At 69.6% G+C, this 23,188-nt stretch carries 16 protein-coding genes; 10 read left to right on the top strand and 6 right to left on the bottom strand.

Features of this window, described 5'->3' with window-relative positions:
* Window positions 1-79 precede the first annotated feature (79 nt).
* The 5 genes from POL67_RS17220 (at window position 80) to POL67_RS17240 (ending at window position 8,682) form a co-directional block, all read left to right on the top strand.
* On the top strand, window positions 80-1,828 hold the full coding sequence (locus POL67_RS17220) for a DUF1588 domain-containing protein (protein WP_271918458.1): 1,749 nt from the start codon (window positions 80-82) through the stop codon (window positions 1,826-1,828).
* Between the two features lie 37 nt (window positions 1,829-1,865).
* Window positions 1,866-3,398 (top strand): DUF1552 domain-containing protein, encoded by a 1,533-nt coding sequence (locus tag POL67_RS17225; RefSeq protein WP_271918459.1) that lies wholly within the window; start codon window positions 1,866-1,868, stop codon window positions 3,396-3,398.
* A complete protein-coding gene (locus tag POL67_RS17230; RefSeq protein ID WP_271918460.1) occupies window positions 3,395-3,802 on the top strand; it encodes a YkgJ family cysteine cluster protein in 408 nt (135 codons plus the stop codon). Before POL67_RS17225 ends, POL67_RS17230 begins: the two co-directional genes overlap by 4 nt.
* 470 nt (window positions 3,803-4,272) lie before the next feature.
* Window positions 4,273-7,365, top strand: a complete 3,093-nt coding sequence (locus POL67_RS17235) for a pentapeptide repeat-containing protein (protein WP_271918461.1) — start codon at window positions 4,273-4,275, stop codon at window positions 7,363-7,365.
* A 78-nt stretch (window positions 7,366-7,443) separates the two neighbouring features.
* The gene (locus POL67_RS17240; protein ID WP_271918462.1) at window positions 7,444-8,682 is read left to right on the top strand and encodes a hypothetical protein; all 1,239 of its coding nucleotides are present in this window, start codon (window positions 7,444-7,446) and stop codon (window positions 8,680-8,682) included.
* A gap of 372 nt (window positions 8,683-9,054) precedes the next feature.
* On the opposite strand, the gene POL67_RS17245 is transcribed toward POL67_RS17240, so the two are convergent.
* A complete protein-coding gene (locus tag POL67_RS17245; protein ID WP_271918463.1) occupies window positions 9,055-9,753 on the bottom strand; it encodes a hypothetical protein in 699 nt (232 codons plus the stop codon).
* A 170-nt stretch (window positions 9,754-9,923) separates the two neighbouring features.
* On the opposite strand from POL67_RS17245, the gene POL67_RS17250 reads away from it, so the two are divergent.
* Window positions 9,924-10,895 carry a DNA/RNA non-specific endonuclease gene (locus tag POL67_RS17250; RefSeq protein ID WP_271918464.1) on the top strand — a complete coding sequence of 324 codons (972 nt, stop codon included), beginning with the start codon at window positions 9,924-9,926 and terminating at the stop codon, window positions 10,893-10,895.
* Here POL67_RS17250 and POL67_RS17255 read toward each other — a convergent pair.
* The gene (locus tag POL67_RS17255) at window positions 10,892-11,275 is read right to left on the bottom strand and encodes a nuclease A inhibitor family protein (RefSeq protein WP_271918465.1); all 384 of its coding nucleotides are present in this window, start codon (window positions 11,273-11,275) and stop codon (window positions 10,892-10,894) included. The two genes, POL67_RS17250 and POL67_RS17255, sit on opposite strands and share 4 nt — an antisense overlap.
* Window positions 11,276-11,388: 113 nt before the next feature.
* Between POL67_RS17255 and POL67_RS17260 the strand changes: the two genes are divergently transcribed.
* The 4 genes from POL67_RS17260 to POL67_RS17275 are packed head-to-tail and all read left to right on the top strand — an operon-like array spanning window position 11,389 to window position 16,542.
* Window positions 11,389-13,251 carry a hypothetical protein gene (locus POL67_RS17260; protein WP_271918466.1) on the top strand — a complete coding sequence of 621 codons (1,863 nt, stop codon included), beginning with the start codon at window positions 11,389-11,391 and terminating at the stop codon, window positions 13,249-13,251.
* Window positions 13,248-14,120, top strand: a complete 873-nt coding sequence (locus POL67_RS17265) for a hypothetical protein (protein WP_271918467.1) — start codon at window positions 13,248-13,250, stop codon at window positions 14,118-14,120. The genes POL67_RS17260 and POL67_RS17265 overlap by 4 nt, the downstream gene beginning before the upstream one ends.
* On the top strand, window positions 14,117-15,034 hold the full coding sequence (locus tag POL67_RS17270) for a TolB-like translocation protein (RefSeq protein ID WP_271918468.1): 918 nt from the start codon (window positions 14,117-14,119) through the stop codon (window positions 15,032-15,034). The genes POL67_RS17265 and POL67_RS17270 overlap by 4 nt, the downstream gene beginning before the upstream one ends.
* Window positions 15,031-16,542 carry a hypothetical protein gene (locus tag POL67_RS17275; RefSeq protein WP_271918469.1) on the top strand — a complete coding sequence of 504 codons (1,512 nt, stop codon included), beginning with the start codon at window positions 15,031-15,033 and terminating at the stop codon, window positions 16,540-16,542. The genes POL67_RS17270 and POL67_RS17275 overlap by 4 nt, the downstream gene beginning before the upstream one ends.
* A gap of 7 nt (window positions 16,543-16,549) precedes the next feature.
* On the opposite strand, the gene POL67_RS17280 is transcribed toward POL67_RS17275, so the two are convergent.
* From POL67_RS17280 to POL67_RS17295, 4 genes are all read right to left on the bottom strand, one after another.
* A complete protein-coding gene (locus tag POL67_RS17280) occupies window positions 16,550-17,887 on the bottom strand; it encodes a cytochrome-c peroxidase (RefSeq protein WP_271918470.1) in 1,338 nt (445 codons plus the stop codon).
* Window positions 17,888-18,006: 119 nt separating this feature from the next.
* Complete coding sequence (locus POL67_RS17285) at window positions 18,007-19,842, bottom strand: ABC transporter ATP-binding protein (protein WP_271918471.1); 1,836 nt, start codon at window positions 19,840-19,842, stop codon at window positions 18,007-18,009.
* A 172-nt stretch (window positions 19,843-20,014) separates the two neighbouring features.
* The gene (locus tag POL67_RS17290) at window positions 20,015-21,337 is read right to left on the bottom strand and encodes a tyrosine-type recombinase/integrase (RefSeq protein ID WP_271918472.1); all 1,323 of its coding nucleotides are present in this window, start codon (window positions 21,335-21,337) and stop codon (window positions 20,015-20,017) included.
* A gap of 203 nt (window positions 21,338-21,540) precedes the next feature.
* Window positions 21,541-21,987 carry a hypothetical protein gene (locus POL67_RS17295; RefSeq protein WP_271918473.1) on the bottom strand — a complete coding sequence of 149 codons (447 nt, stop codon included), beginning with the start codon at window positions 21,985-21,987 and terminating at the stop codon, window positions 21,541-21,543.
* Between the last annotated feature and the right edge of the window lie 1,201 nt (window positions 21,988-23,188).

Below are 23,188 nucleotides of genomic sequence, written 5' to 3' on the forward strand. Positions count from 1 at the left end.
GCCTGCCGATGCGGATACGGTGGTGCCCTCGTGCGCGGGGGAAAGCCTCGTGAACGCTCTTGCCAGGAGGTCCTTTTCGATGATGCGAAGACGCTGGCCATGGCTTTTGGCACTCGGCGCCCTCACCGGCGCCTGCACGGGGCTCATTGGTGAGCCTCTGGACGGGAAGGGGGGCTCGACGCCCACGTCGTTTGTATGCGACACGGAGGCGGTGCCGGAGGCGCTGCCGCTGCGCCGGCTGAGCCACCTGCAATACCGCAATACGGTCTCGGAGCTGGTGCGCTTCGCGGCGCCCTCCGCGGCCGCGGAGATCCTCGGCGGGGCCGATCCGCTGTTCGCGCAGCTCCCGGACGATCGGCGTGTCGGCCCGGATAAACATTATGCCGGCTTCACGCGCCTCGATCAGGCGCTCCAGCAGCAGCACGTGGACGGCGCGTACCGCGTGGGCGGCGAGATCGGCAAGGCGCTCACGGCCTCGCCCTCGCGGCTCGCGGAGCTCGCGGGCGCCTGCGCGACGGACGCCGACGCGGCGAATGACGACGCCTGCCTCGACGACATGATCCGCCGCTTCGGCGAGCGCGCCCTGCGCAGGCCCGTGACGGACGAGGACGTGGCCTTTTATCGAGGCCCGGCCGGCGCGGCTCCCTTCGACGCGGCCGACTACGCCGACGTCGTCGCGCTCCTCCTGAATGCGCCGCACCTGATGTATTTCGTCGAGCACGGACAGGACGGGAGTGATTCCACAGCGCCGCTCGACGCGTACGAGCTCGCCTCGCGCCTCTCGTACCATTTCTGGCAGACGCTTCCCGACGAGGCGCTCTTCGCGTCGGCGCGGAGCGGCGCGCTGCTCACCGAGGCCGGTTACGAGGCCGAGGTCGAGCGCATCTGGAGCGACCCGCGCACGCACGCGGCCATGGGCGAGCTCTTCGGGCAATGGCTCGACAACACCACGCTGGAAGAGCTCGACGCCCGCGTGGGCACGCCGCTCTTCGACGCATTCACCGCGGGGTATACCCCGGGGCCCGATCTGCGCGAGCACATGCTCGCCGAGGTCACGGACGCGGCGCTTCATTACACGTTCGAGGAGCCGGGCACGTTCCGTGATCTGCTCACGAGCCGCAAATCGTTCGCCCGGACCGAGGATCTCGCGAGCATCTATCACGTGCCGGTCTGGTCGGGGAGCGGCGAGCCGCCGGAGTTCACCGAGCCGGAGCGCGTCGGGCTCCTGACCCGCGCGGCCTTCCTTTCGACGGGCTCGGCGAATACACGCCCCATCATGAAGGGCGTGTTCATCCGCAAGGCGCTGCTCTGCGATGACATCCCGCCGCCGCCGCCGAACGCCGCGGCAAACCCGCCGCAGCTCAGCGAGAGCCTGTCCACGCGGCAGGTCGTCGAGGAGCTGACCGGGCAAGGCGCGTGCGCCGGTTGCCACAAGGTCATCATCAACCCGCTCGGCTTCGCGACCGAGAATTTCGATTCCCTCGGGCGCGTTCGCACCGAGCAGGCGCTCTTCGATCCGGATACGGGCGCCGTCGTGAGTACGGCCACGGTGGACACGGAGGTCGTGCCGCGCGTGGAGAGCGGCGACGAGCGGGTCGCGAAGAACGCGGCGGATCTGACGAGCCTCATCGCCGCGAGCCCCAAGCCGTATGCATGTTTTGCCAGGCAATACTTCCGGTTCACCTTCGGCCGGCTGGAGGACCTCGATCGCGACGCCTGCGCGCTCGAAGACGTCAAGCTCGCCCTCGACGAGGGCAAGCCCATGGCGGACGTCCTCCGATCCATCGCGCGGAGCACGGCGTTCCGCATGCGCTCGTTCGTGGATTGATGCTGCGTGAACAACGGCCCGGAAACTGGAGATTGACATGGTAAAGAAGCTCAACCGACGCATGTGGCTCCGAGGCGCGGCGGGGTTCACGCTGGCGATCCCCTTCCTCCCCTCCCTCTTCGGCAAGGACGAGGCGTTCGCCGCCGGTGGACCGAAGCGCTTCGTCGCGCTCGCGACGCAACATGGCGGCGTCTGGCAGCCGCGGATGTACCCGAACGACACGACGCTCACGCAATCGACGTCGTATGCCGGTCACGACATCCGGCGCGGCGCGCTTGCGCTCGAAGCTGCGAATGGCGTGGCCTCGCTCTCCCCGGTCCTCGCGGGCGATTCCTCGAAGCTCACGAGCGCGCTCGTGCAAAAGATGAACGTGCTACGCGGGCTCGACGTCACGTTTTACCTGGCCCACCACCGCGGCGGCCACCTCGGCAATTACGCGGACAACGACGGCAACGGCGCGGACGGCCAGGCGATCTGGGAGAAGAAGAAGCAGACCCTCGATCAGATCCTCGCCTGGTCGAGCAAGTTCTATCCGGATCTCGGCTCGATCCGCGAGCGCTCGATCGTCGTCGGCAGCGGCGGGATGTCCCACGGATGGTCGAACCCCGGCAACCAGACGGGTACGATCCAGTCGGTGGCGCCGGAGAACGACTCGCTCGCGCTCTTCAACAAGATCTTCGTGCCCCCGCAGGATCCGACGCAGACGCGCCCGCCGATCGTCGACCGCGTGCTCGCGGATTACAAGCGCCTGCGGGACGGGACGCGCCGCCTCTCCTCGAAGGACAAGCAGCGGCTCGACGACCACATGGATCGCGTGAACGAGCTCGATCGCAAGCTCAACGTGAGCGCGTCCTGCGGCGACATCCAGGCGCCTGCGAGCTCGTCGATCGACGAGTGGGGCTCCTCGTTCTCGGTCGACCCCGAGGCGCAGAAGCGGTTCTGGCAGCTCATGAACGACGTCATCGTGGCCGCGTTCGCCTGCGATACCTGCCGCATCGTGACGATGAACATCGGCGACCATTTCTCGAATTACGTCGGCGATTGGCACCAGGACGTGGCACACCAGGCGAACGTGAACGCCGAGAGGCACGAGCTCAACTTCGCGGGGCACCGGCGCTTCTTCGAGGACGTCTACCTCGACCTCGTCTCCAAGCTCGACGCATTGCAGGACGCGAGCGGCGGCTCCGTGCTGGACCATTCCCTCGTGCAATGGACCCAGGAATCGGGCTGCGTCACGCACGACCCCATCGAGATGGCCGTGGTCACGGCCGGCAGCGCCGACGGGTTCTTCTCGACGGGCAACTATTGCGATTATCGCAACCTGCAAAAACCGGCGAGCAAGGCGGACGGGAACAACCTCGTCGACTCGCACGTCGGGCTGGTCTACAACCAGTGGCTCGGCACCGTGCTACAGTCGATGGGCCTCGCGCCCTCGGACTATGAGTCGGACGGGTACGGCGGCTACGGGCTCGTGCAGCTCTCGACCGAGGGCTGGTATGGCGGGTACAACAAGTACACGAACGCCGAGCTCGGCGTGATGAGCGAGATTCTCCCCTTTCTGAAGGCATGAACGACAAGACGCACCTCCCGCTCGATCCAGAACTCGCCACCGAGCGGGAGGCGCCCGTCGATCCCGAGACGGGCGAGCCGCTCGATTGCACGCGCTGCGGAGCCTGCTGCGAAGCAGGGCAGGGGAACATCCCCCTGACAGAGGACGACCTCGTCCTCTGGCGTCGGACGGGCAGGCAGGACCTCGCCGAGCACGTGGACGAGGGCCATTTCGGCATGATGGCGTTCCCCACGACGCACGAAGGGGCCTGTATCTACTTCACGCGGCCCGAGGGCCGGAGCATTTGCTCGATTTACGCGGAGCGCGCGAGCACGTGTCGGGAGTTCCAGGCGGGGTCGTGGCAATGCCTCGAGTTCCGTCGGGACGCGCGGAAGAAGGGCAGGCTCGGGCGCTCGAAGGTGTGAGCACCCTTGACGGCGCGGAGCTGGGGCTTTGCCCCAGGCCCCACCAGGGGTTGTCCACCCCTGGACCCGGACCAGCGCAAGCGCTGGACTCGGGGTCGATGAACTGCGCTCCGCGCAGTTCATCGAACAGCCGCAGGTAAGACCAGGAGCGACCCTGCCCATCAACGCGGTAGCGCTGCAGGTTCAACCAGCAGCGTGCACGCTGCCCGCTTGAAACCCACCTCCGTGGTCTTGCCACCGGCCCGTTGGAAGAACTGCGCTGCGCGCAGTTCTTCCACCTTCGGTCCAGGCCGTGCCTGGTCCGGGTCGAGGGGCGGATAGCCCCCGCGGGGTCCGGGGCGGCGCCCCGGCGGCAACGGCCTGTGAGGAGAGACCCATGCTCCGCTGCGGAAGCCCTTGCCTTGGCCTCCCTGCCGGGGATACGGTCCTTCCCACGCGCGACGTAAAGCGCTTCACCAGGAACGCGGGTAGTGCCCTCCACGTCACCTTTCCCGATCCCCGTTTCTGCCCTCAAGCCTGTCGCTTGTGGCTCGACGCTCTGGCGCAGCGGCGGCGTCCTGCGCGCCACGATCTTCCTCAAGCTCACGGTCTCGCTCACGCACGAGCGCACGGCCTGGCCGACGACGGCCCTCGACCTCGTCCGCGAGGAGAAGAACCGCGACAAGAGCCCGGCGTCGAGTGTCCTCGAGGCCCTCGAGACCGCGCCGTATTTGCCTTCGGCGGGGGTCGTCCTCTCCGGCCACGCCTGCGCCCCCAGTGGCCGGCCCGTCCCCGCGCTCTCTGCGCGCCTTGCGATCTTCCGGGAGCGTGGCCTGCTCGACAAGACCATCCACGTCTTCGGCGACCGCGCCGCGAATGCGCCCCAGGCGCCTCGGCCCTTCGACCGCATGCCGCTCATCTACGAGCGCGCTGCTCTGACCGACGACAACCCCGTCGGCGTGCCCCCGAGCGCGCCCACGCTGCCGAACCTCGTGGATCCGCGTGGCCCCACGCGCGCTGCGGGCTTTGGCCCGTACGGGCGTTACTGGCCGCATCGCCGGCGTTTGCTCGGGAACGTCGACCGGAAGCGGCTCGACGGCGTCGTCGCTGACATCCCCGACGGCTTCGACTTCCGCTGGTTCAACCCGGCGCCGCCCGATCAGCAGATCGAGTTCTTCCGCGGCGAGGAGTGGATCGTCCTCGACGGCATGCACCCGACCCTGCCGCGTGTGCAGTCGCGGCTGCCGCAGGTCCGCGCCAAGGCGTGTACGTTCCTCGTCGGCCCGGGTGGGCCGGGGCAGGGGCGCGTGATCGACCTGGCCGCGGATTTTCTGGTCATCGACGCGGATCGGCTCGTCGCGTCCCTCGTTTTCCGGGGCAATTTTGCGTTCGACCGGCTGGAGACCGTGCCGCAGCTCCGCGCCTTCGCGGACGTGGAGCTCCCGGGCAACCCGATTCGCTGGCCGGAGGCGGCTGAGGTGATGCGTGCGCCGGCGCCCGCGCCGGTCGTGCTCGCTGCGCAGACACCGGCTCCGGCGGCGGACATCTTCACGACGCTTCCGGTCCGGGACGAGAAATCGGCCTCGCGGGCGGTGCTCCCGTTCCAGCCGCGGCCCCCCGGTGCGCCGACGGTGCTCCCGCCGAACACGCCGCCGCCGCCGCCGCGCCCGCGTGTCGATGACGACGATGATCCGATGATGCGCACGCGCGCCATCGATCCGGACGAGCCGCCGTCGCGCCCGGCGATGCCCTTCACGAATGCGCTGCCGGGCGCCGCCGCGCAGGCGCGTGCCGCGCTGGGCATGCCGCCGGCGCCGCCGCCGAGGCCGTTCCGCCGGGACGACGAGGACGCGACCCGCGCGATCGATCTGGCGGAGCTTGAAGCGAAGCGGACGGCGGCGACGCCGTTCGAGAAGGGTGGAGCCGGGGATCGAGCGCCGGGGAGCGTGCGTCCGCCGCTGCCGGCGACCGTGCCAGGGCCACCGCCGATGGTGCAACCACCGCCCTTGCGGGTGCCGACGCCTTCGGGAGGCATGCCTGCGCCGCCCGCGTTCGTGCCTGCGCCGCCCGCGGTCGTGCCTGCGCCGCCCGCGGTCGTGCCTGCGCCCCTTGGGGTCGTGCCTGCGCCGCCCGCGGTCGTGCCTGCGCCGCCTGCGGTCGTGCCTCCGGCGCTTGGGGTCGTGCCTCCGGCGCTTGGAGCCGTGCCTGCGGCGCTTGGAGCCGTGCCTCCGGCCCTTGGGGCCGTGCCTCCGGCCCTTGGGGCCGTGCCTGCGGCGCTTGGGGCCGTGCCTGCGGCGCTTGGGGCCGTGCCTGCGGCGCTTGGGGCCGTGCCTCCGGCGCTTGGGGCCGTGCCTCCGGCGCTTGGGGCCGTGCCTGCGGCGCTTGGGGCCGTGCCTGCGGCGCTTGGGGCCGTGCCTGCGGCGCTTGGGGCCGTGCCTGCGGCGCTTGGAGTCGTGCCTCCGGCGCCCGGGGCCGTGCCTGAACCGCCCGCGGCCGCATCCGCGACTCCCGAGGAGACAGGCCTCCGCGCCACCGTGCTCGCGCGCCTCCGCGCCGGCGAGCGCAACCCGCTCCACGGCCTCTCCGTCGCCGGCGCCGACCTCTCGAACCTCGATCTCAAAGGCGCGAACCTCTCCGGCCACGACCTCGGCGGCGCCAAGCTCTCCGGCGCGAACCTCGAAGGCGCCCGCCTCTCCGGCACCCGCCTCGTCGACGCCGACCTCGAAGGCGCCGACCTGCGCAGCGCCGACCTCAAAGGCGCCGACCTCTCCCGCGCCCACCTCGAAAAAGCCCGCTTCGACGGCGCCTCCATCGAGCAAGCCATCTTCGCCTCCGCCCGCGGCAGCAGCGCGAGCTTCGACAACTGCCGCGGCCGCGCCCCCGTCTTCGCCCGCGGCACCTGGGACGGCGCGAGCTTCCGCGCCCTCGACGCACTCGGCGCCGACTTCACGGGCGCCTCGCTCGAAGCCGCCGTCTTCGAACGCGCCGTTCTGCCCGAGGTCAAGCTCGTCGACGCCCGCGGCAAAGGCGCAAGCTTCCAGGGCGCCCGCCTCGATCAGGCCCACGCCGAAGGAGTGGCCCTCACCGACACGAACTTCCACGAGATCGACGCCAAGGGCTCCACCTGGGAGAACGCGGCGCTCGCAGGCTCGTCGTTCGCGTCGGCCCGCCTCGACAATGCCGTCCTGACGCGCGCCACCTGCGAGGGCGCGAAGTTCCAGCGGGCGAACCTCAAAGGCGCGAACCTCGGCCGCGTGCAGGCCGACCGCTCGAACCTCGACGGCGCGATCCTCGACGGCGCCGACCTGCGCCAAGCCCGCATGCACGAGGCCCGGTTCGAAGGCGCGAACCTGCAGAACGTGATCGCCGGCCGCGCCGATCTCTCGCGCTCGCACTTCACCTCGGCCGACCTCACGAACGGGAACTTCCGCGCCGCGCTGCTCGCCGGGTCGAACCTCGCGAAGGCGAAGCTCGACGGCGCCGATCTGCGTGACGCGGACCTCCGTCGTTGCACGCTGAGCGGCGCCTCGCGGACCGGCACGAAGCTGATGGGGGCCAACATCCGCGACGCCATCGATGAATGAAGTGTTCGGCGAGCCGCCTTCGGCGCCCGTTGCCGAGGATTCGCCCACGGAGAGCAAATCCAGGTACAGTGCTCGGCCATGAGCGGAGGCCGTGGTGAAGCCCTGAGCGCGAGCGCGTGCCGCGACGAGGCCACGCTCCGCTCCTTCATCGAGACGCGCATCAGCCCCAACGCGTGGCCCATCCATTCGCCCGCGCTCCGCCGCCGCATCCTCGAAGAGGGCATCGACCTCGAAGCCGCCCAGCGCTTCACCATGGACCTCGACGCCATGGAGCGTCTGATCCGGGTGTTCGAGGTGCGCTCATGCCGCGTCGAGCGGCTGCTCCGGATCAACAACGCCTTCCACCGGACGCTGCACAACGACGAGGTGCTGCTGCGTCTGCTGCTGCTCGAGTGGCCCGAGGCCGTGCCGCTGCCAGACGAGGTGAAGGAAGCGCCGATGCGCGTGTACCCAACCCTCGACGCGATCGCGGCCGTCCTCTGCGACGCGCTCGGCCGGATGCTCGAAGCCGGGACGCCCCCATCGGTGCTGGCGCGAGATCTCCTCGCCGCCCTCGGGCACGACTACGGCCACTCCGGCGGGACCGATCGCATGCGCCCAGACGGCGCCCCCGCGCCCCTGACGCACGAGGATACGGCAGAGAAGTACGCCGCGCCGATCGGGCTCGCGTTCGGCATGCCAACCGCACTCGTGCTGGAGAGCATGGCCGGCATCCGCGCGACGACGTTCTTCGTACGTCCCGGCCGTCCACGCATCCAAGCCGTGACGGAGTTCGAGCGGAGGCTGACGCTGGCCGACGTGATGGGCTGCGTGCTGCCGCCGCACCTGTGGCTGACGCACGTGGGCGCGCCGGTGCTGGTGGAGAAGATGCCGATCTGGCGTCGTCGGCTGGTGCAAATCCCAGGCGAGCTCGGGGCAATCGAAGCACACCTCGCCGTTCTCTCCGACGACGACCCCTCCCGCGAGGGACTCCTCGCCCAGCGCGAGGTGTTGCTCCTGGAGGACTCGCGCATCGTGAAGCACGTCGAGGAGTGGTTCCGCAGCGAGCGAGGCTTCTTCACGTTCATCGAGTCGAGCCGTCTCAGCGTGGTGCCACGCGCGCGCGACCTATGGGGCGGCGTGCTCCGCAGCAAGATCGAGCTGATGGAGCGCGTGCTCGCCCGGAAGGAGCTCCTCGCCCCCCTCGCCGCACAAGGATTCCCCCTCCTCGGTCAGTACGCCGAGGAACTCGCAAACGCAGAGTCCCTGGAGAACGTCATCGAGCGCGGCACACTCGATCCAGAGATCTGCGAGCTCCTGCGAATGTTCCTGCCCTGAAGCTGGGTCTCTCCGTGGAGGCGTCGCGCCGGGGCGCTGCCCCGGACCCCGCGGGGGCTGTTCGCCCCTCGACCCGAACCAGGCACGGCCTGGACCGGGGGTGGAAGAACTGCGCTCCGCGCAGTTCTTCCAACGGGCCGGTGGCAAGACCATGGAGGTGGGTCTCAAGCTGGCGACGGGCACGCTGCAAGTTGAACCTGCAGCGCCGCCGTCTTGGTTGGCAGGATCATCTGTGGTCTTGACCCTGGCTGTTCGATGAACTGCGCGGAGCGCAGTTCATCGAACTTGGGTCCAGCCCCTGGCTGGTCCGGGTCCAGGGGTGGACAACCCCTGGTCGGGGTCCGGGGTGAAACCCCGGCGCCTGCGCTGCCTTCAGAGAATCATCAGCTTCCAGGGCGACGTTGCGGGGTCGTAGCCGAGGGCGAACGTGCGGAGCTTGTAGGCGTCGTAGCGGGTTTTTTCTTCGGAGACGGCGGTGGTCACGATGCCTGCGGCGGGGGGTTGACCGAGGGCTTGATCGATGGCGGCCACGCGATCGCCGGAGGTCACGATGTCGTCGATGTAGATGACGGCTTCGTTGGGCATCGGCCTTCCGATGATGACGAGGTTTTGGGCGAGGTCGTGTGCGGGGTCTTCTTCGTAGCTGAAGCGCGGGCGCATCGCGTCTTTGTGCACCACGCAGGGACGCACCTTGCCGAAGCCGAGACGTTCGAGTTCGAGGGCGAGGTCGCGGCTTGGCCATCGATCGGTCGCGCGGTTGCCGCGCACCACGTTGGCGGCTGGGATGGGCACGAGTGCGATGTTTGGCTTCGTGATGCTGAGGGCTGTGCGCACGTCGCGCTCGTGCACTGCGACGATGTCGGCGACGTAGGCGTAGGCGCTTGCGGGGGTCTCCAGGCGCATCATGGTTCGGCCTGGGTGGAGGGGGTGCTGGATTGAGCTTGGGATGGGCTCTTTGCGCTGGTTCGTCACGAGGTAGACGAGCCCGCGCATCGGGTTCGCGTTCAGCCCGGCCAGGGGAGAACCCAGCTTGTAGTACGAGCCGACGGCGTACCCGGGGATCCGCCTCAAGACGTCGTCCCTCGATTCATGCCCACGCGCGACCTTAGCGCGCTCCGTCGCACCTCTGCTACCCCCATGGCGCTGCTGGGGTGCGAGCTTGCGTGGACTTCTCCTCTCGACGGCCGGGACGCTCCCTGGGAGCATGATATAGCGTTGCCAGCGAAACGAGGCGCGATCACGTGAGCCGGACTGCATCCAGAAAGCGGCGCAAGGCAGGTACCCTCGGCGTGTTCGTCGTGGCGCTCTTTGGCGGGCTCGGGGCGCTCTTGCATGCGTGCAAGGCGGACCGTTGGTTCGACGACTTTGCCTCGCAGGGGTCGGGGGAAGGGAAGACCCGCCCGCGTCCGACGGCGACGCCGGGCCCGTCCGCGGCGCCTGGGCCCAAGGGCAGCCCTGCGCATGGGGGCGGGGGAAAGCCTGCGGATGCCAGCGTTCACCTCGCGCTTGGCGTCCCGACGGATGACGATCCTTCGGACGATTACGTGATGCGCAAGCCTCAGTACGCGCTCTCGTACAACGCGGATCAGAACGTTGCGAACTGGGTGAGCTGGCAGATCAACGCGTCCTGGTTCGGCGATGCGCCGCGGCACAAGGGGAAGTTCATGACGGATCCGGAGCTGCCTTCGGGCTTCTACCGGGTCACGCACGACGACTACACGGGCTCGGGGTACGACCGGGGGCACATGGTGCGCTCGGAGGAGCGGACCCGTTCGCCCGAGGACAACAAAGTCACCTTCCTGATGACGAACATCCTGCCGCAGTACCACGACCTCAACGCCGGGCCTTGGCTCCGGCTGGAGGAGCACTGCGAGAACCTCGGCCGCAAGCAGGGCAAGCAGCTCTTCGTCATGGCGGGCGGCGTGCTCAAGCGGGGCAAGAAGGCCTCGAAGACGATCGGCAAGGGCGTCGCGGTGCCTGACACGTACTTCAAGATCGTCGTTGTGCTCGAGCCGCGCGAGGGGCCTGCGGATGTGACGGAGTCGACCCCGGTGATCGCGGTCCTGATGCCGAACAAGGAGGGCATCCAGGACGAGGGCTGGGAGAAGTACCGGACGACCGTGGACGAGATCGAGCGGCGCACCGGGTACGACTTCCTCCCGGCCGTGGACGAGGACGTCCAGGAAGAGATTGAGGCGAAGAGGGGCGACTAGGTCTCCACCAGCTTCGTGGTGACGCCGAGCCACACGCCTGACGGGTGCCGGCCGAGGACGACGGCGTCGATGTCGACCTTGCCCACGCGGTAGACGCGCAGGTCCGTGAGCTCGCGCTGGAGCAGGTCGACGAGCGCGCGGAAGCGGCCGGACCCGTCGTCGTCGCCCTCGACCAGGCCCTCGAAGAACGACCCGAGCGACGTCTCTTCGACCGGCGTGTCCGGGGGCAGGCCGCGCGCGTGCAGCACCGCGCCCGGCGTCGGCTCCTCCTCACCGAAGCGGTAGGCCTCGATCGGGAAGTCCGACTCGCTCGGGAACAGGAGGCCGGCCGCGGCCTCCTCGATGGACTGCATCAGCGGTTCGACTTCCTGACCCAGCATCCTCGGCTCCTCCGTGTCCGGCGCATTCGAGGCGCGCATCCCGGACGTGTCAAGGCGGCGCGCTGCGGGGCCAGAGATCTTTCCGGCGGCCTGTGCGTCTACGGAGCCACCCCATGCGCCCGCCCCGTCGCTCCTCGGCCGCCTTTGGCCTCTTCGCTGCCTTGCTCGCCGCACCCGCCGCCGCTGCCGCTGCGCCCGCGCGGAGCTCGGCCGTCGCCCTCGATCGAGGCTCCCTCGTCGCGTACGTCGCCGACGCCGACAACGAGGCGCTCCACCGCGTCGATCTCGTGAGCGGCTCGGTCGCCACGACCCCGCTCGGCTGCGCGCCCGCCGAGGTCCTCGTGCTCGCCGAGGATCGGGTCGCCGTGAGCCTGCGCGGCTGCAACGAGGTCCAGGTCCTCAACCTCGACGCGGCCGGCGAGGGCACGGTCGCCGCGCGCGCGGTCGTCCCGGCCGAACCCTGGGGCCTCGCGCAGGGCCCGCGCGGCGCGCTGCTCGTCACCTCCGCGTACGGCCGCGCCCTCACCGCGCTCGACGGCGAGTCCCTCGCAGAGCGCTTCTCCTTGCGCCTCCCGCGCGAGCCGCGCGGCATCACCGTCACGCCCGACGGCCGCCGCGCGTTCGTCACGCATGCCGCGGGTGATGCGCTCTCCGTCGTGGACCTCGACGGCGGCGAGGCGGGCGAGGCGCCCGTCGTCCGCGCCGTGCGTGCGCTCGGCGGCAGCTACCGGAACCGCGTCGATGCGATGGTCGGAGCGAACACCCTGCACCCGACCTCGTCCCTCGCGTACGCCGCCGTGCTGAACGAGAGCGGCACGCGCCTCTTCGTCCCGCACCTCGTCGTGCAGAACGGCGAGAGCACGACCCGTATCGTCGCGGGCGGTTATGGCGGCGTCGCGATCGAGGAGGACACCTCGGTCCCCACCGTCGCGGTCCTCGACGTCGCGCGCGAGCGCACGCTCGGCGTGGACGGCGGTGCCCCGCAGAAGAACTTCGTCAACATCTCGGCGAATGCCTTCATGGGGAGCGCCGTCGCGCCCGTGGGCTCTCCCGCGCGGCAGCCGCGCGCCGCGGCGGTGCTCGGCGACGCGCTCTTCGTCGTCTCGCACGGCACGGGCGAGCTCGTCGAGCTCGACGCGCGCTCGCTGGATCCGGCGCTCGCCCCGCGGCGCGTCTTCCCCGTCGGCGAGGGCCCTTCCGGCATCGACGTCGATCCGCGCACGGCCATCGCGGTCGTCTGGAACCAGCGCTCGCACGACCTCTCCGTCGTGAGCCTCGCGTCCGGCGACGTGGACACGTTGCCCGTCGCTGCGGACCCGCTCCGCGAAGACCTTGCGCGTGGCCGGAGCCTCTTCCATGCCGAGGGCGACCGCCGCATCTCGCGCGACGGCCGCGCCTGCGCGAGCTGCCACCCCGAGGGGCGCGAGGACGGCCTCGTGTGGCGGCTCGGGGACGGCCCCCGACAAACCATGGCGCTCGCGGGCCGCGTCGAGCGGGGCCCTTACGGCTGGCACGGCATGCACGCGAAGCTCGAGGACAACATCGCCGAGACCCTCACGCGCCTCGGCGGCTCGGGCTTGCCGGCCGACGACCTCGCGGCTCTCGCGAACTACCTCCGCGAGGGGCTCTTCGTGCCGCGCCGCGAGGGGAAGGACCCCGGCGAGGAGGCGCTCGTCACGCGCGGGCGGGACCTCTACACGTCGGAAAAACTCGGCTGCAACGGCTGCCACGGGCTCGATCACGGGACGAGTGATCGCGTGGTGCACGACGTCGGCTCGCGCGCGAAGGACGAGTCACGCGCCGCGTTCCGCACGCCTCCGCTCGCCCTGCTCGAAGGCTCTGCGCCTTACTTCCACGACGGCCGTTACGCGACGCTCGAAGCCCTGCTCGACGACAACCTCGATCGCATGGGCCAGACGAGCCACCTCACGTCCGAAGACCGCGCCGCCCTGCTCGCCTTCTTGAGGACCCTGTGAAGACGTACCTCCTGCCCCTGCTCGCCGCGTCCCTGTTCTCGTCCGGCTGCGCGAAGCCCGCGCCCGAGGCCGCCGCCGTGCCCGAGGTCGCTCCCGCGCCCGCTGCCGCACCCGCTGCCGCACCCGCGCCCGAGGCCGCCGCCGCTTCCGCCACCGCGCCTGCGTCCGAGCCCGCCTCCGAGCCGCCCGCGTTGCCCGAAGAGATGCGCACCATCCTCGGCAAACGCGCGGGCCAGAAGATCACCCTCACCGTGGTGCATCCGCGCCACGTCGTCCTGCTCGTGCAGGGGGACAAACGTGTCCTCGGCTCGAACGAGGTGGCCCTCGCCGTCGACCCGAAGGAGCCCATCGCGTGGGAGACGACCGACCGCCAGACGCTCGAGACGATCCGCGGCGAGGCGTTCGTCGACCTCCGCGACGACGGGCGCTTCGACGCGGCCACGCTCCGCCCGACCACGCTCCTCGCCGCCGTCGCGGAGGAGGCCGAAGGCCGCCACGCATGCAAGGCGTTCGCGGCGAAGGGCGCGGGCTTCTCGGTGTTCTGTCGCGTCGAGTCGCACGCTGTCGCGGCGGCGCGCACCTTCGGCGAGGCCCCGCTCGATCGCATCGTCAACGTGGCCGCCGGTGAGCACACGTTCTTCCGCATGGAGCTCGATCCCGGCGCGGACGGCGTCGACGCCACGGTGCTCGGTTACTCGTTCGGCACGCGCGGGCACGTCGTTCGTGCCGAGGCGAGCCGGCTCCCCGGCGAGGCGCGCCCCACGCTCGCCCTGCTCTCCGAGTCGCGGATGCAGCCCGTCCGCATGCCCCGCTTCCCGCCTCCCCCCCCCCACCACCACCACCACCGCCTGCTCGATTCCTTCAATTGATCCTCGCGCGCGCTTCGCACAAGCTGACGCCGATGCGCCTCGCCCTGCTCCTCGTGCCTCTTCTTGCCGCCGCGTGCAGCGCCGCGCCCCCGCCTTCCGGCTCCACGACGGTCGCCGATCCCGGCTCCGTGCTCGTCGTCGTCGACCCGCCGCCCGCGGCCACGACGTCCGTCGAGGTCGCGGCGCCGTCGCCCTCTGCGCGTGGGGATCTCGAATGGGCCATCTTCGGCGATACGCCCACCGTCGCCTGGGCGCCCGACGGCGTGCGCCTCGCCATCGCGAACCAGGTGAACTACCTCAACGCGCCCGCGGCGTCCGGCCAGGCCGGCATCGACGTCGTGCACGTGGAGACCGGCAAACGCACGCGTGTCCACGAGGGCCCGGGCTACCACCCCGTGTGGCTCGGCGGCGATCAGATGGCCTTCGGCTGCTCGACCTACGAGTGCAACGACGCAGGGCAGGGCATCTACCTGCTCGACCTCGGAAAACGCGCGCGCCTCGCGCTCAAGCACGGCGCCTACCACACGCGCGCCGGCAAGGACGGCGGCGTGATCTTCTTCTCGGGTTTCCCCGAGTACGAGGGCTGGATGAGCTGGGATCTGCGCAGCGCGAAGCCCAAGCGCATCAGCGGCCCCGAGAACTCGTGGCAGGCGCCGGCCGCGCCGCTCGCCGATCAGTGCCCAACCAAGGTCGGCGAGCGACGCGTCGAGCAGCGCGGCGAGCAGGTGTTCGTGGTCGACACCGCGACCGGGAGCCGCCACGCCGTGATCGACGCGCCGCCCTGGTACCTCGCCTGGCCCGAGAACCGTGGCGCCATCCAGCCCTGTTTGTCCCCGGACGGCAGGTTCGTCGTGTACTTCTCCCAGCGCGGCGGCGCGGGCCTCGTCGGCGTGCGCCAGCTCGACGCTCCTTGAGAAGATCCGCCGCCCGAAGAGCGGCCGCGTTCGTCCTCCTCGTCCTCCTGCCGCTCGCGACCTCGCCGTTCACGGTCGACCTCCGCCCGCAGAAGACACTCGTGCTCGCGCTCGCGCTCCCGCTCTGCGCGTGGGGCGCGCCCTCGCTCGTCGCGGCGCTCGCGCTCGCGCTCGGCCTCGTCGCGCTGCTCGTTTGGCCTGGCGCACCCTGGGAGATCCTCGCCGTCGCTGCCGCCCCGACCGTGTTCGGCGCGCTCTCGGAGCTGCTCGCCGAGGACCGCGCCTTCGTCTTGCGCCTCGCGCGCCGCGCTGTCCTCGCGGCGAGCGGCCTCGCCCTCGCGGGCGCGATCGGCCTCGTCCCGTTCGAGACCGGCGCGTTCCGCCTGCCGTACCGCGTCCTCGTCGGCACGTTCGGCAATCCGAACCATCTCGCGGCCTTCCTGCTGCTCGTGCTCCCGCTCTGCGCCGCCGATCGCGCCGCCGCCACGCGCCGCGCCGATCGGATCGAAGGGGCGATCGCGCTGATCCTTGGTGCCGCAACCATCCTCCTCTGCCGCTCGCACCTCGCGACCCTCGCGCTTGCCGCCGAAGTGCTCCTTCTCGTCCCACGCGCCGCGCTCGCCGCGCCCCTCGCGGGCCTCGCGCTCGTCCCGATCGTGCTCGCCTCCGACGGATTCGTCCGCGCCTTCGAGGGGCGCCTCTACCTCCTCGCCGTCCACGCCCGTGGTCTGTGGGGGAAAGCCTTGCTCCTCGGCGTCGGCCCCGACGCGATCGCCCCCCGTTTCCTCGACTGGCAAGCCGAGCACCTCGCCGTGCACCCCGACGCCGCGCAGTTCTGGACCTTCCCAGAGCACCCGCACGACGACATCGCGGCGCTCGTCCTCGCCTTCGGCCTTCTCCCCGCGGCGCTCGCGCTCCTCCTCGCGCGAAAGCGCCTCCGCCTCGCGCCCGCCTTGCCCTGCGCCGAGCTTCGCGTCGCGTGGATCGCCTTCGCCCTGCTCGCGCTCGGCGCCGGTCTCTCCGCCTCGCCGGCGACCTGGATCGCGGCGCTGCTCGTGCTCGCCTGCACCTTCCGTGCGCGCATCCCCGCACACGCGTCCTTCCCCCTCGCACGCGCAGGCCTCGCATGCGCGCTCGCCTGGGCCCTCGTGGCCTTCGCACAGCTCCTCTCGGCCTACCACCACCGCGAGGCGCTCCGCGCGGTGACGACCTCGGGCCACACGCACGGAGCGCTCCACCACACGCGTGCCGCGCTGGTCTTCCCGTTCGATCGTGGCCGGCTCCTTCACCTCGAAGGCCGCCTCCTCCTCGAAGCGGGCCGCCCGCGCGACGCCGCCGCCGACCTCCACGAGGCCGCGCGTCTGCTCCCGCACCCGATCGTCTGGAAGGCCCTCGCTGCCGCCGAGCGCGCTGCGGGTAGGCCCGAGGCGGCCGTCGCCGCGGTACGCGCGTGGCTCCGCTACCGCCCGGGTGATCCCGAGGCGAAGGCCCTGATCGAAGGCCGATGACAGCGTTTTACTTGGTGGAACCGAACGACGTATCGACGAGCAGCGCCTCGGGGATTGGGTCTCCCGTCAGCGTCTCCAGGAACGCGACGATGTCGTCGATCTCCTGGGGCGTGAGGTTCAGCGGCACCATCAGCGGGTCCTTCGTGCCGGCGAAGTCCTTGTCGGCGCCGCCCACGTTGTAGAACTCGACCACCTCGCGCAGCGTTGCGAGGTGCCCTGTGTGCATGAACGGCCCTGTCTTTGCGACCGAGCGCAGGCCTTTCGTGCGGAACGCGCCCGTGAGCTTCTCGTCCTTCGTCACGCCCTTGCTGCGGTCGATGCTCGGGTCGTCGTTGTAGATGCCCTTCGTGCTGAAGTCCCAGCCGAAGTAGACGTCGAGCGCCTGGAAGCGCCCTGGATCGCCGCCCATGTCCGGCGGCAGCACGTGCTCGCCGATCTGCGGCACGCCTGTCACGTGGAAGTCGTTGTCGCTGAACGTTGGGCCCGCGTGACAGGCGACGCAGGCCGCCTTCCCCATGAAGAGCCCGAGCCCGCGCTTCGCGCTCTCGCTGATGGCTGACACGTCTCCGGCCACGTACTGATCGAACGGCGCGTTGCCGCTCTGGAGCAACCGCAGGTAGGCCGCGAGGGCCTTGCCGAAGTTCGCGTAGCCGCGGTTGATCACGGCGCGATCTTCCTCGGGCATGCCCTTCCACACGTCGGGCGCCACGGTCGGCGACGCGATCATCGGGAAACGCGCGGCGTCAGGGTGCATCGGATCGAGCGCTGGATCGAGGTCTGGCTCGAAGAGATCGTTGTACGCCGCGCGGTAGTCCGGCTGCTGGTAAAGGAAATGCACGATGCCGGAGCGATCCGTGCCCATGACGAACTCGGCCGGCACGAGGCACTTGCCCCAGAGGTTGTCGTTGTAGCCGACCCAGCCGAACCAGTCCGTGTACGTCGCGACGTTCACCAGCGTCGGCGCGTTGCGGATGAACCAGTCGATCGCGATCGACGTGTTCGCCGGCTTCGAGCGCGTGTCGACGAACCAGTCCGTCTTGATGTGGCAACTCTCGCAGGAGACCTTGCCCGTCTCGCCCACGTTCCCGAGATCGTTCGCGACCTTGATCGGCCCGGCGTACCCCTTCTCGTAGAAGAGCCGCTGCCCGAGCTCCGCCGCCTTGGGGTTGTCGGCGAAGGCGTTTGTCGTGTCCTTTTCGAGCGGCGGGAGTGGCGAGAGCTTCTCGATCTCCGCCCACTCCTCCGGCAAGAAATGCCCGTCCACGAGCTCTGCGCCCTCGTCGCCGCAGCCGCCCAGGGCTGCCGCCGAAACCACGCACAACCAAAGCCACTTTCGCGCTCGCATGGGAAAACCTCCTCGCACGCGCACCGCGCGCTCCCCCCTCGTGCTCGCACATCGTAACGAACGCGCGCAGGCAGCGATAGACGGTTCGTCGTTCGATCGCCTCGGTTTGGCGAGGTTCCCTAACGGTACCCTTCGGCCTGCAGCGTGAACATCCGCGCGTACCGTCCGTCCTGCGCGACGAGCTCGGCGTGGGTTCCTTCCTCGATCACGCGGCCGCCGTCGATCACGAGGATCCGATCCGCCATGCGCACCGTGGGGAACCGATGCGACACGACGAACGTCGTGCGGCCCTCGGCGAGCTTGCGGAACCGCTCGAAGACCGCGTGTTCTGCCTCTGCGTCGAGCGCGGCCGTGGGCTCGTCGAGCACGAGCACGTCGGCCTCCTCCCGCATGAAGGCCCGCGCGAGCGCGACCTTTTGCCACTGCCCGCCGCTGAGCTCCGTCCCGTCCTTGAACCACCGGCCGAGCTGCGTATCGAGCCCGCCTGGCAGCGTCGCGAGCACCTCCTCGGCGCCGCCGCGCGTGATCGCCCGCGAGAGCCGATCCGCGTCGTCCATGTGCGGCGTGCTCCCGAAGCCGACGTTTTCCCGCGCCGTGAGCTGATAGCGGTTGTAGTCCTGGAACACGACGCCGATGCGGCGCCGGAGCGCGTCGAGATCCCAGTCGATGAGGTCTTTCCCGTCGAGCAGGATGCGCCCCTCCGTGGGCGTGTAGAGCCGCGTCAGCAGCTTGATCAGCGTCGTCTTGCCCGCGCCGTTGTGCCCCACGAGCGCCACGCTCTGCCCGCGCGGCACGAACAGATCGAGCTTCGACAGCGCGAGCTTCTCCTGCCCCGGATACCGGAAGCTCACGCCCTCGAAGCGGATGCCCTGCTCGGGCCCCGCGGCTTCGTCCGCGAGGCTCGCCGGCGAGGGCAGCACGACCTTCGACGCGTTCGTCCCGTCGTTCGTGGGGATCGCGAGGTACGAGAACAGGTTCGACATGTACAGGTTGTGCTCGTACATGCCGCCGAGCGACGACAGGATCGACTGGAAGGCCTGCTGGCCCTGGCGGAACGAGATGCCGTAGAGCACGAGGTCGCCGAGCGTGAGATCGCCGCTCGCCGCGCCGAGCGCCATCGACGCGTAGCAGGCGTAAAACGCGCCCGTGCCGAGCAACGACAGGCCCCAGCCGAGGCTCGCGCGCTGTACCGCGAGCGTCCGATCCTCGCGGTAGAATGTTTCCCCCAGCGCGCGGTACCGATCGAGCAGGAGCGGGCCGATCCCGAAGAGCTTGACCTCCTTGGCGTGTGCGTCGTTCGCGAGGACGTACTCCAGGTAGTTGAGCTTCCGCGCCTCGGGCGAGCGCCAGTTGCGCAGCCGGAACGCGAGGTTGCCGAGCTTCACCTCCGCGATCGCCCCGGGCAGCGACGCCAGCGCGAGCGCGAGCACCGCGAACCCGCTCCAGCGGAAGAGCAACGCTCCATACCCCGCGAGCGTCACGAGGCTCTGCACGATCCCGAACGTCTCGCTCACCATCGCGAGTGGCCTCGACGAAGCCTCGCGCCGCGCCCGCGTGAGCTGATCGTAGACGGACGGCTCCTCGAAGTGCCGGAGCTCCAGCGAGAGCGCCTTTTCGAGGATCTCCCCGTTGATGTCGAGCCCGAGCCGCGCCCCGATGAGCGAGCGCAAGAGCCCCATCGCGCGCTGCACGAGCGCGAGCGCCGCCACGAGCGCGAGCTCCACGAGCACCCAGCGCAGCGTCGCCTCGCGGGAATGTGCGGCCACCGCGTCCACGATCGCCTTGCCCACGTACGCCACGCCGAGCGGGAGCACCGCGGCGGCCAGGGTGAGCGCGAAGAGCGTGATCGTCGCGAGCTTGGCCGACCGGAACAGGAGCAAGAGCGTGCGCGGCGTATGCTCGAAGCTCCCGCGCAGGCGGGCGAGGAGGTTCGGCTTGGGATTCGGCTCGGGCATCGCCGTCCCATTGTTGCGCGCCCCTCGCCAAACCGCCCGTACGGTTCCTCGCGTCGCCCTCGGGAGCGCCGAATATGTCGGCGCTGCGAGGTCGCGCAGCGATCTCGCCTCGGGGGGTGAATCGGCCGGGCTCTGCCTGGCCGAGGAAACCCACCCTAGCAAATCCGCAGTGTTACCGACGGCCGGAACGTTTCCCGGAACGATTCAGCAAGCAAGCAGGCAGCGGCGGGAAGACCTCGCCCACGTTGCGCCCCATGAGCTGGGCCTCATCGAAGTAGACGTCCGTCGTCTCCTGCTTCTGGTGCCCGAGCACGCGCCGTAGCTCGATCGCACCGTACCGTCCCGACCTCGCCGCCCACGTCGCGCCCGTCGCTCGCAAGCCGTGCATGGTCAAGGGGACATGCGTCCGGCTCCGCTGGCGAAGGTCGGCCCGCTTCAACCCGGCGCGGTCGAGGTACTCCGTGAACACGTCCGCCAGCTTGTAGACGTTGATCGGGCACACGATGCCGCTACCGCCCGCCTCATCGATCATTACCCGCAGCAACGGGATCACGTTGATTTCGAGCCCAAAAGATCGGGCTCGTCCATTCTTCGGAGCCTTCTCCCGCTTGCGCGCCGAGTCGTACGATCGCGCGATCGTGATCCGCTCGTGAGCCAGATCGATGTCCTCGCATCGGAGCCGCGCGAGCTCCCCGAGGCGAACCATGAGGTACACCGCGACCGCGACGAGCCGGCGCCCATTCAGCGGGATCGCCTCGCATGACACGAACTGCAAGAACTCGTCGGGGTAGAAGCACGCTCGCGTTTGTTGCTTCGGTGTCGGCGGTCCCTTCACGCCAAGCGCGGGATTGTCCGGCCGAACGTAGAGATCGGGATCCCCGTCCTCATCGGCCGCAGCGGCGAGCATCGCGCGGAAGTACGAGAAGTAACGCGTCGCGGTGTGACTCGCGATCCGCTCGGCCGCCGCTTCGTCTCGGAAGTGGGCCGCGACGCGCTTCACGTCGTCTCGCGTGATGGCCGCGATCGGCTTCTCGCCGATCGTCGTGTCTCCGACCTTCACGCGGAGCACTTGGCCTTTAAGCCCCGAGGTGTAGTTCGCGATCGAGCTGTATCCTTGCCGATCGCGCCATGCGAGCCAGCGATCGGCGTAGCTCGCCACCGTTTCGATCAACGATCCCGCCGCGCTCGCCGCGGTAGGGTTCGCCGTCGCTCCGCGAAGCAGAGCGTCACGGGGGACCAGCTCGATCGGCACCCAATCGGGCAGGCGCCCTTCCTCTGCCAAGCGAGCCAGCGCGAGGTCTGGACGGTCGGTGTAGAGCTTGGCCAGTTTGTCAAGGTCAGCCTCGGTGGGGGTTCGACCGTTGACCCCCTTCCGAACCACGATCCCAGGCAAGCGCCGGTCTTTGGCGCCCGGCACGGCTGACTGTGGAAGGGTGACGTAAACCAGGAAGTGATCGCCCGATCGCTTCCACGTGCCCTTGCGCGCTCGTCCCATGGATCACCCTCCGATCCAGGGCGCCCGGGGCGCGCAGAAGTTGGACGCAAAATAGACGGATGCTACCCTATTCATAGGTCAAACCTCGTATCTGCGGGGTTTGGCTCAGGGCTCCCGTGCATGGTTCCAACATGCATGGGGGCCCGCCTTGTCATAGCCCCTACCAGAGGAACGCCCCCACGTCAAGGAAGAGGCCGGACGCCTCATCGGCGCGCCTTTCCCGCGCGCTGCGATCGGCGTAGCGGGAGGTGGTGACCGGCCGCCCGATTTGCCTCGTGTAATGCGAGCGCGTCTCCATACCCGTCCGATGGCGGCGCCTCGCGCGTCGAGCGATGCGGCGCGATGGTCGCGCGAGATTCGATCCACGCGTCCACCTCGTCTTTGCGAGCAAGCACCTTGCGGCCGACCTTGGTTGCCTTGAATGCCCCTTCTCGCGCGAGCCGTAGAAATGCCGTGCGGCCCATGGGTGCGGTTTTCGCGTCGTAGAAGCCCCCGCCGTTGCCGCTGGGGCTCGCCTCGATGGCCACACGCATGAGGCCCCCCGCATAACGGAGCAACGTGGCGAGCGCCGCGATCACCTCGGGGGGCAATTCGTACGGACCCGTCGGCCCGACGTCCTTGCTTTCCGATCGAGGGGACCGCGGAGCCATGCGCCCATCGTCCCGAACCGCCGGGCATCGGGGCAAGGGAAAACAGAGCAGAAACACGACCCGGATAGGGCGCTAAACGTCCTATCTTGGGCTCACTGCACGATTCCAGTGAGGTGGCGATAGGACATCAATTGTCCTATCGTGCTCGTCTGTTGGCAGGCCCCAGCGAAGTCGAGCGCTTACGCGCGGTCACTCCGCGAAAATGTACGATTCTCGACAACAAATGGTAACGGCGTTCTCGTCATCCTCGACCGCCTCACCGATGGGCTCCCCCCCGCCGGCCTCGCATGTCCCCGCGATGTAGGTGTGATCCGTGACCGCCTTCCCGCCGACTGCACGGCCCGCAGGAAAGATTGGATTGCAGTCTCCCCCGGTCGAAGAGATCGGCTGCTGCAAGAATTCCGATGTGCACGCAGCATTATCGAACAACCGCAGCGAAGCAACACACGCGCCCCCTTGCGGCGCGCCGCACGTGCATGCCGTACATTCGCGCGATTCCTTGGGCTGAAACGGGTACATGGTCCGGGGAAGCTCCCAATTGTAGGGCTTGGGGCACTTCGTATGCTTCCCTTCCCGCCAGATACATTGACGGTAGGGGTAGAGCACCTTGGGGATGCAGAGCTGATCCCCCGAACCACAGAGCGACGTGTCGAGGCTCGACCGACAGGCGAGCGCGCCCGTCTCCCAGATCGTGACTCTGTCCCCGCCCACCTTGATAATAGGCGACGGCTTGACGTCGCACTTCTCATTTACTGGAGGCGGAAGCGCCGAGAACATGATCGACTGCGCGCACGGGACGCCGCTCCCCGGGGGACACTCCGCCCCCGCCGGCAGCGCGTTCGCGCTCGTGCAACTCCCATCCCACCCCCCCGAACCGTCAAAAGGGAGCGACGGCACCCCCACCGCGCCGCACATGCCAGCTCTGATCGTGATCTCCCCCGGGACGCCGCTGCATTGCCCCGTGGCGTCCTTGCATTCGCAGGGGTCGCACTGCATGGGGGGAGCCGTGAGGCCGGCGTAGAGCTTGAATTGCTCGCCCCCAACGAAGGGGCACTCCTTCGGTATGTCCGCGGCAGGACCGATCCAGATGGGCCACGGAACCTGGCTCCAGAAACCTGCTGGGGTCTCGGAATCGTCGGGGATCCCGACGCATTCGCCGCCTTGCGCTTCGCATGCGGCTTGTGGTTCGGCGTCCGAGCCG

The sequence above is a fragment of the Polyangium mundeleinium genome (genome assembly GCF_028369105.1).
GTDB classification, from domain to species: domain Bacteria; phylum Myxococcota_A; class Polyangia; order Polyangiales; family Polyangiaceae; genus Polyangium; species Polyangium mundeleinium.